Annotated in this window: 10 protein-coding genes and 1 tRNA gene; 8 read left to right on the top strand and 3 right to left on the bottom strand. The window is 70.0% G+C overall.

Features of this window, described 5'->3' with window-relative positions; translation table 11 throughout:
• Window positions 1–27: 27 nt before the first annotated feature.
• From ACIBLA_RS32720 to ACIBLA_RS32705, 4 genes are all read left to right on the top strand, one after another.
• A complete protein-coding gene (locus tag ACIBLA_RS32720) occupies window positions 28–609 on the top strand; it encodes a hypothetical protein (protein ID WP_363245165.1) in 582 nt (193 codons plus the stop codon).
• A 203-nt stretch (window positions 610–812) separates the two neighbouring features.
• The gene (locus ACIBLA_RS32715; RefSeq protein WP_399200734.1) at window positions 813–2,963 is read left to right on the top strand and encodes a DEAD/DEAH box helicase; all 2,151 of its coding nucleotides are present in this window, start codon (window positions 813–815) and stop codon (window positions 2,961–2,963) included.
• A gap of 152 nt (window positions 2,964–3,115) precedes the next feature.
• Window positions 3,116–3,191 (top strand) — tRNA-Lys (locus tag ACIBLA_RS32710).
• A 216-nt stretch (window positions 3,192–3,407) separates the two neighbouring features.
• The gene (locus ACIBLA_RS32705) at window positions 3,408–3,908 is read left to right on the top strand and encodes a DUF6262 family protein (RefSeq protein ID WP_363245205.1); all 501 of its coding nucleotides are present in this window, start codon (window positions 3,408–3,410) and stop codon (window positions 3,906–3,908) included.
• A 69-nt stretch (window positions 3,909–3,977) separates the two neighbouring features.
• On the opposite strand, the gene ACIBLA_RS32700 is transcribed toward ACIBLA_RS32705, so the two are convergent.
• On the bottom strand, window positions 3,978–4,715 hold the full coding sequence (locus ACIBLA_RS32700) for a dienelactone hydrolase family protein (protein ID WP_399200733.1): 738 nt from the start codon (window positions 4,713–4,715) through the stop codon (window positions 3,978–3,980).
• Between the two features lie 743 nt (window positions 4,716–5,458).
• Here ACIBLA_RS32700 and ACIBLA_RS32695 point away from each other — a divergent pair.
• From ACIBLA_RS32695 to ACIBLA_RS32680, 4 genes are all read left to right on the top strand, one after another.
• Window positions 5,459–5,806, top strand: a complete 348-nt coding sequence (locus ACIBLA_RS32695) for a hypothetical protein (protein ID WP_363245169.1) — start codon at window positions 5,459–5,461, stop codon at window positions 5,804–5,806.
• Window positions 5,807–6,301: 495 nt separating this feature from the next.
• Window positions 6,302–8,515, top strand: coding sequence for an MMPL family transporter (locus ACIBLA_RS32690; RefSeq protein WP_399200732.1), 2,214 nt, complete (start codon window positions 6,302–6,304; stop codon window positions 8,513–8,515).
• A 148-nt stretch (window positions 8,516–8,663) separates the two neighbouring features.
• Window positions 8,664–9,893, top strand: a complete 1,230-nt coding sequence (locus tag ACIBLA_RS32685; protein WP_363245171.1) for a histidine kinase — start codon at window positions 8,664–8,666, stop codon at window positions 9,891–9,893.
• Complete coding sequence (locus tag ACIBLA_RS32680) at window positions 9,890–10,564, top strand: response regulator transcription factor (RefSeq protein WP_363245172.1); 675 nt, start codon at window positions 9,890–9,892, stop codon at window positions 10,562–10,564. The genes ACIBLA_RS32685 and ACIBLA_RS32680 overlap by 4 nt, the downstream gene beginning before the upstream one ends.
• A gap of 507 nt (window positions 10,565–11,071) precedes the next feature.
• Here the strand turns inward: ACIBLA_RS32680 and ACIBLA_RS32675 are convergent.
• Together ACIBLA_RS32675 and ACIBLA_RS32670 are read right to left on the bottom strand one after the other, a co-directional pair.
• The gene (locus ACIBLA_RS32675; RefSeq protein ID WP_399200731.1) at window positions 11,072–11,998 is read right to left on the bottom strand and encodes an MASE1 domain-containing protein; all 927 of its coding nucleotides are present in this window, start codon (window positions 11,996–11,998) and stop codon (window positions 11,072–11,074) included.
• A gap of 137 nt (window positions 11,999–12,135) precedes the next feature.
• Entirely contained in the window at window positions 12,136–12,963 is an 828-nt protein-coding gene (locus ACIBLA_RS32670) for a PP2C family protein-serine/threonine phosphatase (RefSeq protein WP_363245174.1), read from the bottom strand.
• Between the last annotated feature and the right edge of the window lie 108 nt (window positions 12,964–13,071).

The raw sequence follows: 13,071 nt of genomic DNA, 5'->3' as shown, positions 1-13,071 counted from the left end.
CGTTTCACGCCCCCGGAGGTGCCCCGCGTGCGCCAGTTGTCAGCCCCCGGCCGTTTCGCCGTCTGGATCGTCACCTCGGTGGCGGTCGCCACCTCCACGGGCTGCATGAGCGTCGGCCACGACGAAGGGAAGCCGGCCCCCTCGCGCTCGGCCGAGCGCGAGGGAGCCGTCGCCGAGCCGGACGGCGGTACGGCGGCGGACGCCGGAGCGGGCCTGCCGGCGGACGGCCGGGGCGGCGCGCGGCGGGAGGACGCCGGGCATCCCGGCGAGCACGGCGAGAAGGGGGAGCCGGCCGGCCCGGAGGCGTCGGGCGCCCCCTCGGCGAAGCCGTCCAAGGGCCCGGACGGCAAGCCGCTGCCGCCCGCGCCGAGGCCGCCGGGCGGAGACGTACCGCCCGCGGAACAGCCGACCCGGACCCCGCCGCCCTCCGAGCCCCCGCCGCCCGACCCGGAACCGGAGCCCCCGGCGCAGCCCGAGCCGAGCGGTCCGCCGGAGCCGCCTCCGTCGGCGACGCCGACGGCGGACGTACGGACGAGCGCCAGGGCGCCTGGCGACGGGGCCGGGATGCGCAAGGAGCCTGCGGCGTCGCCGCAGTTGGGGCCGCTGTGACGGGGATCGCGCGGGGGCGGTTTGCCAGGGAGGGGGAGGGGTGCGTATGGTAGTAGATCGTTTGATCATTGCCCGGCGCCGACACAGAAGAGCGCCGCGTGGCGCGTACTCTCCCTTGCCGTGGCTGACCGCATTGAGGCGGTCGAATTGCGAATCACGGAGTTTGGGCGCGTGCCGAGACTCCGGAAGGTTTCGCATTTCGCATGTCCATTTCCAGTACTGACCACGCCGTCATGCCCGAGAACGACGTCAACGACGTCAACGAGTCCGACGACTCGATCGACTCGACCGTCGGGAGCGGCACGGCGGACACTGTCGCGGCGGAGGCCGCCGCGACCCCGAAGACTCCCGAAATCACCTTCGGCGACCTGGGGTTGCCCGAAGGCATCGTCCGCAAGCTCGCCCAGAACGGCGTCGTGGCGCCCTTCCCGATCCAGGCCGCGACCATCCCGGACGCCCTGGCCGGCAAGGACATCCTCGGCCGCGGCCGTACCGGCTCCGGCAAGACCCTCTCCTTCGGTCTGCCGCTGCTGGCGACTCTCGCCGAGGGCCACACCGAGAAGAAGAAGCCCCGCGGCGTCATCCTCACGCCGACCCGCGAGCTGGCGATGCAGGTCGCCGACGCCCTCCAGCCGTACGGCGACGTGCTCGGCCTGAAGATGAAGGTCGTCTGCGGCGGTACGTCCATGGGCAACCAGATCTACGCGCTGGAGCGCGGTGTCGACGTCCTCGTCGCCACTCCGGGCCGGCTGCGCGACATCATCAACCGCGGCGCGTGCTCCCTGGAGAACGTCCGCATCGCGATCCTCGACGAGGCCGACCAGATGTCCGACCTGGGCTTCCTGCCCGAGGTCACCGAACTGCTCGACCAGGTGCCGGTCGGCGGCCAGCGCATGCTCTTCTCCGCCACGATGGAGAACGAGATCAGCACCCTGGTCAAGCGCTACCTGAACAACCCCGTGCATCACGAGGTCGACAGCGCGCAGGGCAACGTCACGACCATGAGCCACCACGTGCTCGTCGTGAAGCCCAAGGACAAGGCACCGGTCACGGCGGCGATCGCGGCGCGCAAGGGCCGCACGATCATCTTCGTCCGTACGCAGCTGGGCGCCGACCGTATCGCCGAGCAGCTCCGCGACTCGGGCGTGAAGGCGGACGCGCTGCACGGCGGCATGACGCAGGGCGCGCGCACCCGGACGCTGGCGGACTTCAAGGACGGTTACGTCAACGCGCTCGTCGCGACCGACGTGGCCGCCCGCGGTATCCACGTCGACGGCATCGACCTGGTCCTGAACGTGGACCCGGCCGGTGACCACAAGGACTACCTGCACCGTTCGGGCCGTACGGCGCGGGCCGGCAAGTCCGGCGTCGTCGTCTCGCTGGCCCTGCCGCACCAGCGCCGCCAGATCTTCCGGCTGATGGAGGACGCGGGCGTCGACGCCGCGCGTCACATGGTCGCCGGGGCCGGCGCGTTCGAGCCGGAGGTCGCCGAGATCACCGGCGCCCGTTCGCTGACCGAGGTTCAGGCCGACTCCGCGAACAACTCCGCCAAGCAGGCGGAGCGCGAGGTCGCCGACCTGACGAAGGAGTTGGAGCGCCTCCAGCGCCGGGCCGGCGAGCTGCGCGAAGAGGCCGACCGCCTCGTCGCTCGCGCGGCGCGCGAGCGCGGGGACGACCCGGAGGCGGCGGTGGCGGAGGTCACGGCCGAGGCCGTGGCGGCCATCGAGGCAGCGGCGGCGGCAGCGTCCGTACCGGCGCAGACGCCTCGCGACGAACGCGGCAACTACGCGCGCCGGGACGACCGCGGTGAGCGCAGCGGCCGTGGTGGCGCGAAGGGTTACACCCCGCGCGACGGCGGCAGCGGTGACCGTGGCGGCTTCCAGCGCCGTGACGACCGCCGTGACGACCGCCGGGACGACCGTCGTGACGACCGGGGCTTCAACCGCGACCGCCGTGACGACCGCCGTGACGACCGTGGTGGCTTCCAGCGCCGTGACGACCGTCCGGCGAGCGGTGGCTTCCAGCGCCGCGACGACCGGCCCGCCGGTGGCGGTTTCCAGCGTCGCGACGACCGGAAGCAGGGCGGCTTCAGCCGTGACCGCCGTGACGACCGTCCCTCGGGCGGCGACCGCCGCGACAGCGCCCGCCCGTTCGAGCGCCGCGAGCACCGTCCCACCGGTGACCGCCCGTTCAACCGCGACCGCCGTGACGACCGCCCCTCGGGCAGCTTCCGCTCCGGCGGCCACGACCGCCCCTCGGGCCGCCGCGACGACCACCGCGGAGGCACGACCGGCACGGGCACGGGCTCGTTCGGCCGCCGCGACGACAAGCCGCGCTGGAAGCGCAACGGCTGACCCTCCGCGTCCCCGACGGGGCCCGTACCGCACCCACCGGTTGCGGTACCGGCCCCGTCCCCGTACCCCCCGACCCGGCGCCCACCCCCAAGCGGGGGATACCCGATCGGCTCGCCACCCCGGGCGGGCTATGCTCGTGGATGACTCGTCAGGGGCCGTTAGCTCAATTGGCAGAGCAGCGGACTTTTAATCCGTTGGTTGTGGGTTCGAGTCCCACACGGCCTACCAATAGACCCCAGCTCAGAGAGGTTTTCGGAGCTGGGGTCGCCTCTTGTTCGAGCCCATTTCGGGCACCCGCTCCAGCGACGCTCCATCGAAGTGCAAACGATCACGACACGTAAGAGCCCCGGACACTCGGCTGATGAGTGTCCGGGGCTCTCGTTCAGGGTTTGCGTCAGCCGTTGGGCTTCGGCTTCGGGATGAGGATGATCGGCCCGCCGTCGTCTGAGTGCTTGCACTTCGCGGCGACGCTCTCCGTGCTCGCCGAGCAGGCACAGCAAGCCGTTATCCAGAGGTGGTTCTTGGCGTGAGGGGAGCCCCGCAGCCCGCACTCCGACCGAGGGTCTCGCGGCTTCCCGCAGGGCCGACAGCCTCCGGAAACGGCAGCGAGTCCTGGACGCCGTCCAGAGAATGCCGGCCGACGGCGAGCCCATCACCTTCACCACAATCGCCCGCACCGCGAAGGTCTCAACCTGGCTCGTCTGTGCCGAAGGCGTACGCGGACACGTTGAAGCGGCCATCCGCCAGCAACTCGGTCGGCAACTCGACCAGGTCGGCAACCAGCAGCTGACCGCGCGCATCTCCGAACTCACCAATGCCAACAGGCGACTTGAACAGGAGACTGCCCAGCTTCAGCCGTTGAAGGAGCGAGTCGACGAACTGGAGAAGGACCTGGCAGCTGCCCGCAGCGGTCTGCGCAAGATGATCCGCGCGGAGAACGCCTGACCCACACATCCGCCTCTGCGACGGGGGCCTGACCAGCGGCCTTCTACGCTGGTCAGGGCCCCTACTCGGTCAGTAGCTGTTGGCCAGTGCGCGGTCGAGGAGGGGTAGCAGTCGGTCCCAGTGGCGCTGTAGTCCGGCGGGGTCGAACGCGTCGGTGTCGGACATGGTGAACCCGTGGACGGTGCCAGGGTAGATCTCGGACGTGTAGTCGACCTTCACGGCGTCCAGGGCCCGGTTGAGCTCGCCCAGGGCTTCGGGCGTCAGGTCGCTTTCGGCATGGCCGAAGTGGACCTGGGCGGTGATCTCGGCGAAGGCACCCGGCGCGTCCGCGCCCACGGGGCCGTGGAATGCGGCGATGGCGGCCACTTGGCCGGGGTGGGCTGCGGCGGTGCGCATCGCCAGGAGGCCGCCTATGCAGTAGCCGGTCACCGCGACCGGTCCGGCGCCGACCTCGGGCTGGGTGGTGAGGAACCTGAGGTAGGCGTCGGCGTCGCTCAGGATACGTTCGGCGGTGTGCGCCTTGATCAAGGGCATCAACTGGGCCATGAGCGCGGGCCGGACCTCTTCTCCGATGTGCTCGGGAAGTTCGATCACCGGTGCCGGGCCGTGCCGGTAGAAGAGGTTGGGGACGAGCACGTAGTACCCGTGCCCGGCCAGTTCGCGGGCCATCTCCCGCAGCACGGGCCGGATGCCGAAGCCGTCTGCATACATCAGCACCCCTGGGTGCCGCTCGCCGCGGTCGGGGAAGGTGACGAAGGCGTCGGCTTGGCCGTCCGTGGTGGGAATCTGCAGCGTCTTGGTGGGCATGAACTCTCCTGTCGTGGTTGATGTGTTGAGCCTGTGATCAACACGACAGAGGCGGAGCACGCGCAGCAGCGCAAGATCCTCGATCGAACAGCGGGCCCGCACCGGCCCGTACGGGGCTCAGAAGAGCACCGGGTCACCAATCCGTGTGTGGCGCAATGCCGTCCCGGTATGCATGGCCACGCAGCGTAGCCCACCGAGCAAAAGGCGACGCCAGCACTCCAGTCCACAGTGCGGCGCGACATCCCTGGCCTCGGCCAGGAGCTCAGCGTGTGTTACGGCCTTGGCCTCTGTGCGGGGTTCGGGTACTTCGCCGCCGGTGAGGGCGGCGAAGTCGGCGTGGGCCTCCGGGGAGGATCGGAACGGCCGGTAGCGGCGGGAGGCCAGCCCGCGGCGCGACCTTCTGGCGCGGGTCCGGGCTGGTCTGACGGGTGGCAGTTCACTCCGCGGGGTCGAACCCTCGGGTGGCGAGGGTTGCGGCAGGCAGCCGTGGTGAGCACCGGGAAGCGCGATCCATTCGGGGGATTTGGCGACCGTGGCATCTGTAGGCAGACCTGCGATCACGAAACGATAGTCACTTTCTGCAATGTATCGACTGCGAAAGGTAGCGAAAAGACCATGCGAACCACCCCTCGGGTTACCAGCCGCACCCTCGCGCTCGTCCTCGGCGCCGCGACGTCTCTGGCCGTCCTGTCCGGTACCGCCTCGGCCGCCGAGATCGACGCCCCCTGCGCGCCGCTGCGAAGGTGTCCGCCAACGCCACACTCTTGGACTCCAAGAACGTCCAGTCGGTCACCCGAGGCAGCGGCGTTGGCTTCTACTGCGTCAAGGTCGCGCCCCGGGCCGTCAACGACCTCCCCACCGCGGCGATCGTCGCCACGCTCAGCAACTACCGAGGAGAGATCACCGCCATCGGTGCGCCGCACTCCTCCTGCGGCAACGACGCCAACACCATCACCGTCGTCACCAGCGACAGCAGTGGCCAGGCCGCGGACCGGCCGTTCACGGTAGCCGTCCTCCAACAGCCCGTCACCGTCCAGTGGGGCACGGATCACGTCAGGTCCCACTGGACGGCCCGCGCGGGGGAGGCTTGAGCCAGGTGCAACTTGCCTGGCGAATCCGCTCCGCGCCGAGCGCGAGCTGGGCTGCATCGGCCGCGGGCGTAGCCGATGCGGATGTCCGGGATCGGGGTGTCCGGGTCGATGGGGGCGGCGGGGTGCCGGGCCGCCAGGGTTGGCCGGGGCGGGTTCGTGAGGGTCCGTCATGACCGGGGTGTTCTCACAAGGGGTGTGCCCAGGGTTTGAGTGAGAACCCCTGCACGGGCCATCGCCGGTCTCTTCAGGCGATGTGCCAGGTGCGTGTACTGCGTGCGCGGTAGACGCAGGTGTGTGTGGCGGGACGACGACGTGAGGGCGGGATTTCGGGAGTGTTGATCCTGCGTGGGAAAGGGCCGCGGGTCGCGATCGGGCGACCCGCGCAGTCGTGGGGACGGCTTTCCGCGTTGTGATGCGCGGCGGTAACGCCGACGACTCGGTCGGCGCTGCCGCGCTTCGCGTCCTTCGCAGTGTTCGTTTCGTAAGGAGACTCTCGTGTCCACTATCGCTCGGTGGTGCCATGCACACCGGCTCGCGGTTGTCCTGTTGTGGCTGGGGCTGATCGTCGGCCTGGGTGCCGGAGCCATGAGCGCCGGTGCCGCGTACACCAACAGCACCAATATGCCGAACACCGAGTCCAGCACCGCGCTCAACCTGATGAGCAAGGGCTCCTCGGGGGCGTCCGGCGACAGCGGCACGATCGTCTGGCAGACCGACGACGGCCAAGTCACCGCCTTGTCGGTCGAGCAGTCGATGGACAAGGCCCTTGCCCAGATCGCCGACGCACCGGGTGTGGCGTCGGTGACCAGTCCGTACACCCAGCAGGGTGCTGCGCAGATCAGCGAGGACGGGCGCACCGCGTACGCGACGGTGGTGTTCGACAAGGGCGGCGCCGACCTGCCCAAGGACCAGGTCGAGCACGTCCAGGACCTGGCCTCCCAGGCCCGTACGAGCACGCTGGACGTGGAGCTCGGCGGGACGGCGTTCGGGACCGGTGTGTCGGTGTCGGAGCTGAGCGAGATCATCGGCATCGGGGCGGCGCTCGTGGTGCTGCTGCTGATGTTCCGCTCGGTGTGGGCGGCGGCGCTGCCGATCCTGACCGGCGTCGCGGGTGTGGGCTCGGCCCTGTTCGCGACGATCCTGCTCAGCCATGTCGTCACGCTGCCGGACACGACGCCGACCATGGGTGCGCTGATCGGCCTGGGCGTGGGCATCGACTACGCCCTGTTCATCGTGCACCGGCACCGGCGGGGCCTGATGGCGGGCATGAGCGTGGCCGAGGCGTCGGCGAAGGCGCTGAACACCTCGGGGCGCGCGGTCGTCTTCGCCGGCCTGACCGTGGTCGTCGCCCTGCTCGGCATGCTCACGCTCGGCGTCGGCATCCTCAGCGGGATGGCCCTCGGCGCGGCCATGACCGTGATCCTCACCGTTCTGGCGGCCGTCACCCTGCTCCCCGCCATCCTGGGCCTGCTCGGTCACCGGGTGCTCGGACGGCGCCAGCGCCGTGAAGTGGCGGCCGGCCGGTTCACCGTGCCGGGCGAGCCGAAGGGCCGCTGGGCTCGCTGGTCCACCCTGGTCCAGCGTCGCCCGAAGGCCATGGTCGCGGTCTCGATCGTGGTGATGGCGGCCATGGCGCTGCCCGCCCTGTCGATCAGGCTCGGCGCAGCGGATGCCGGGAACAACCCGACCTCCTCCAGCAGCCGCCAGGCCTACGACATGCTCGCCGACGGATTCGGCCCCGGCTTCAACGGTCCGCTGGTGCTGGCCGCCGAGGCGCCCAACGCGCAGGCGCAGGCCCATCTCACGGAACTGGCCGACGAGTTGAAGACGGTCGACGGGGTGGCCTCGGTCACCGCGGTGCCCATGCGGCAGGGCCAGGACGTCGGGGTGATCACGGTACTGCCGGACAGCTCTCCTCAGTCCGAGCAGACCACCAACCTCATCAACCAGCTGCGCGACGACGTGATCCCGGCCGCCGAGCAGGGCAGCGACATGCAGGTATACGTCGGCGGTGTGACCGCGAGCAACGCGGACTTCGCCTCCACCCTGACCAGCAAGATCCCGTTGTTCCTCGGGTTGATCGTGATCCTCGGCTTCGTCCTGCTGGCCCTGGCCTTCCGCAGCTTGCTCATCCCGGCGATCGGCGCGGTGATGAACCTGCTCACCATGGGCGCGGCGTTCGGCGCGATCGTGCTCGTCTTCCAGCACGGCTTCGGCTCGTCCGTCCTCGGTGCCGGATCGGCAGGACCGATCGAGGCTGTGGTGCCGGTGCTCATCGTGGGTGTGATGTTCGGCCTGTCCATGGACTACCAGGTGTTCCTGGTCAGCCGGATGCACGAGGAGTGGTCCCACACCAGGGACAACCGGCGCTCGGTTCGCATCGGGCAAGCCGACACCGCGCTGGTCATCGCGGTGGCCGCCACGATCATGTTCTGCGTGTTCGCCGCGTTCGCGGGCGGAGGGATGCGACTGATCGCCGAGTTCGGCGTGGGCCTGGCCGTCGCGGTCCTGTTGGACGCGTTCGTGGTCCGCATGATGCTCGTCCCGGCCCTGATGTACCTGACCGGCAAAGCGAACTGGTGGCTGCCCCGCTGGCTGGACCGCCGGCTGCCGCACTTCTCCGTGGAGGGTGACAGCAGCAGCGACCACATCGGCCCGCCCGCACCCCAGGCCACACTCGAGAAGGAAGACGCCGTTGCGACGCGGTAACACCTGACAGTGGCACGACCTGACGGGCCTGCGGTGCGGCGGAGAGAACAGCACACTCTCCGTCGCACCGCAGAGGTCTGCGCGCTGCGCGCCGCACCTCATCATGCTGTTCGCGGCCCAACGCCGACCCGGGAGAGAGACTGCTGACATGCCGCGTTTCGGATGGCTCCACCACCCCACTGAACCTGACGCGAGCCGCGCGGCGGCGGCGTCGACCGCCCGGCGGCAGGATCTGGCGCTCGCGGCGCTGATCGTCCTCATGCAGGTCATCGTGGCCTCACTGGTGGACAAGACATGGCAGGCCCCGCACCCGGTCCGGGTCGCGCTCATCCTCCTGAGCGCGACCCTCCTGCTGTGGCGGCGTCGGCAGCCGCTGCTCGTGGCCGTGCTCGCGGTCATCGTCGACAGCTCCATGCCGATCCTTCCGCCCCACCGGTCGTGGCTGCCCATGGCCAGCCTGATCGCCCTGTACACGCTGGCCACCCACCGCGAACGCCGTATCTCCTTCAGCGTCGGCGCGGCCGCCGGACTGTGGCTGACCGCGGCGTCGGCGCTGGCACGACCCGGTGAAATCCTCGGCGCCCTTGTCTACTTCGACTACGCGATCGTCGCTGTCGCGGTCGGCGACTCCGTCCGCAACCGGCGCGCCTACCTCGCTCAGGCCCAGGAGCGCGCCCTGCAGGCCGAGCGCACCCGGGAGGAGGAGGCCGAGCGCCGGGTCCGCGAGGAACGGATCCGCATCGCCCGCGAACTCCACGACGTGGTCGCCCACCACATCACCCTGGTCAACGCCCAGGCAGGCGTCGCCCGGCACCTCATGCACAGCCATCCCGACCAGGCATACAAGGCGCTGAGCCACATCACCGAGACCAGCGCCGCTGCCCTGGACGAACTGCGCTCGACCGTCTCGCTGCTGCGCCGGGAGGACGACCCGCCACCGTCCTTGCAGCCCGCTCCCACCTTCGACCAGCTGGACGCACTCCTCGACAGCTTCCGCCACAGCGGGCTCGACGTCCGCTTCCACCGGGAGGGCACACCGAGCCCCCTGGCCGCATCGGCCGATCTCACCGCGTATCGGATCGTCCAGGAGAGCCTGACGAACGCACAGAAGCACGGCAGCGAGCCCACCGCCGATGTCCGCCTCACCTACACCGACCGGACGTTGTGGATCAGCGTCACCAACCCGGCCCGCCCCGGACAGCACGGCGCGGGAACGGGACACGGCCTCATCGGCATGCGCGAGCGCGCACATGCCGCCCACGGCACCCTCGCCACGGCCCTGCGCCCCGACGGAACCTTCCGAGTCCATGCCACCCTGCCCCTGCAAGCCGCGAGGAACGACGAACCGGCCCAGCCCGCAAAGGACGACCAGCTGTGACCCTGCGCATCCTCCTCGCCGACGACCAGGCCCTCCTGCGCGGCACCTTCCGGCTCCTGATCGACGCCGAAGAGGACATGGAAGTCGTCGGAGAAGCCGACACCGGCCGCGAAGCGGTCGAACTCGCCCGCAGCGAGCGGGCCGACGTCATCGTGATGGACATCCGTATGCCCGAGATGGACGGCCTGGAGGCCACCCGCATCATCGGCGCGGACGAGGACCTCGCCGGAGTGAAGATCCTCATCCTCACCACCTTCGAGGAGGACGAGTACGTCGCCCAGGCCCTGCGCGCCGGAGCCAGCGGCTTCCTCGGCAAGGGCATCGAACCGGTCGACCTGCTGAAGGCGATCCGCACCGTCGCGGCCGGCGAGGCGCTGCTGTCCCCGGCCGCAACCAAGGCACTCATCTCCCGCTACCTCACCCAGCCGACCGCCGCCGCCACGGAGCACCTGCCCACCCGCCTGGCTGCGCTGACCCCGAGGGAGCGCGAAATCATGGCCCTGGTCGCCACCGGGCTGACCAACAACGAGATCGCCGAACACCTCTTCATCACGCCGTTCACCGTCAAGACCCACGCCAACCGGGCCATGGCCAAACTCGGGGCCCGCGACCGCGCTCAACTCGTCGTCATCGCCTACCAGACCGGCATCGCCAGCATCGGCCCCTCGTAGCGACCCCCGACCACACGTGACCTGATCACCTTGACCTGCCCAAGGCCCGTGCCCTCTGTGCAGCGGGGCCCAGCCGACGCCGCAGGGCTGTACCGGGACAGCCACCAGGCAGCGACGGAAGCCGGAGACACCGATCTCTCCGGAAACGCCCTGGCGTTTCTCGCGTACCAGACCGTGTCCGAAAACCGACAAGCTGGCGTCGAGATCGCCACCCCCCCTGCGAGACCATCGGGCCGGACGCACCGGCCGGTGTGCGCGCTGCTGTACGAGAGGAAGGCGTGGGCGTGTGCCGTGGCGGGCATTGCCTCGCAGACTGAGCACGCGCTGGAGTACGCCGAGGAGGCGCTGCGGCGGCCTCCATCGCTTCCGACCTGCGACTCAGCGCCTCGATCGGCTTCGTCCGGTCGGGGCGCTTCGTCGTTTCCGGGCTCGTGCGTGAGCGGACGGTCCGACAGGAGGCGCTACGGGGAGGGCCTTTCGGGCACGGGGCGCCAGCGCGGCACGACTTCAGGCGTCGGGGGGAGCGCGGCGAGATCCCGATTGCAGGTCCGTGACCGCGTCGGAGAGCTGCGCGCACAGGCGCTCGATCTCTTCGTGGGTGCGGTTCCTTTCGGTGACGACCGCTGTGAGGAGCAGGGCGGTGAGGGAGACGGTGCCGTTGAACGCCTGGAGGGTCACCATGTTGGTGAGGAGATCGTGGTGGTCGAAGGGGCCGGTCATCCGGTCGGCGGCGAGGATCGTGAGCGTGGAGACGCCCAGGGCGCAGGGCGCGGCACCCGCATGTTCGAAGCGGAACGAGGCCCAGATCAGGAAAGGGAGAACGAGGAAGAGCAGCGACGAGCTGGTGGTGTTGGTCACCAGGAACGTCACGGTCAGTGTGCATGCCGCCAGAGCTGCCGCCTCGGCCCAGATCAGGGGGCTGACAGCGGGTGGCCACCGTGCCCATCGGACCACGAGCAGGAAGGGGGTGACGACCAGCACGCCCATGGCGTCGCCCGTCCACCAGACGGACCATGTCGGCCAGAAGCCGCTGGCCGGCAGTGCCCCTGACAGGAAGAGTGCGCCGCTGCCGATGGTCGCGCTGATCAGCATGGGACCCAGGGCGCCGAGGAAGACCAGGGCCAGTGCGTCTCGTAAGCGGTCGAGTTCGTTGTGGAAACCGGCACGGTTCAGCAGCACGTAGGAACAGAGCGGGGCGGCGGTGTTGCCGACGACGATCGCCAGGAGGGACGGGACCGTGGGGCCGATGGTGACGTTGACCGTGAGGGCGCCGATGGCGATGCCGGGCCAGACCCGCGCACCGAACAGGAGCAGGGCGGCGACCGAGATACCGGTCGGCGGCCACAGGGGCGTGACCTGGCCACGTACCAGCTGTTCGAGCAACCCCAGGCGGGCGGTCGCGTAGTAAAGGGCGATGACCGCCAGAATCGTCAAGGCAGTGGGTTTGTGCCGCCTGAGTTTTGAGGTGTCCACCACGTCAGCATCAGACACCACACCGAGCGGTCCGGGCCGGACGGACGCGCCGACACCGCGGTACTGGGGGCCACGGGGGGCGGGCCTTGCTGTCTCTGCTACCGGGCGTCCGACGGCCCCTCGTGGCGGACGACGAGAACGGCGGCGTCGTCATCGTGTCCGGTGCGGTCCGCGATCTGGATCACCCGCGACGCCAGGACCTCGGGGGCGACACCACGTCCGGCAGCCGCCAGGCCGGCCACCTCCGCCAGGCCCTCCTCGATCGGGAAGGCGGGTCCTTCCACCACGCCGTCGGTCAGCAGGACGAGGTAACCGGGCTCCGTCAGGCGTCGATGAACCACCGGGTAGCTTTGGCCGGGCAGAATCCCCAGAGGGACCCCGCCGGCGTCCAGCACCACACCCGAATCGCCCGTGTCGGTGCCCCACACCATCGGGACGTGGCCGGCGCGGGCGATACGGAGATCGCCGCTCTCCGGTACGAAGCTCAGCAGGCAACAGGTAGTGAACAGGTCGCAACCGAGCGAGATCAGCAAGTCATTGGCGCAGGTCAACACCTCCCCGGGGTCACGCGTGACACTGGCGAGGGCCCGAAGGCTGGCACGAGCCTCTCCCATGAAGGCGGCGGCCTCCACTCCGTGGCCCTGCACATCGCCGATGGCCATCCCCGCCACCCCGTCTCTCATCGGGAAGGCGTCGTAGAAGTCACCGCCGACAGCAAGACCGTCCTGCGAGGGCGTGTACCGGGCCGCCAGGTGGACGCCCGGAAAATCGGGCAGCTCGGAGGGGAGCATGTTTCGCTGCAGCGCCATGCCGAGTTCCGCCCGAGCCCGCTGGAGTTCGATGTTCTCCGTTGCCTGATCGACAAGGCGCCCAAGGGTGAGGAGGAGTTCCTGGGTGCTGTCCGGTGCTTTCCGGTGTCGGTTCATGACATTCCTGGCATTCCGATCGGCCCTTGCTTAAACCCTAGCCCGTCGCCACCACCTGGCGCGGACGGCCGACAGCCCGCAGCCGCCGGCTCTGCCACGGGCCGGCAC

Source organism: Streptomyces sp. NPDC050433 (genome assembly GCF_044458565.1).
Taxonomy (GTDB): domain Bacteria; phylum Actinomycetota; class Actinomycetes; order Streptomycetales; family Streptomycetaceae; genus Streptomyces.
Note: the sequence above shows the minus strand (reverse complement) of the source record. Positions and strands in the feature narration are given on the sequence as shown.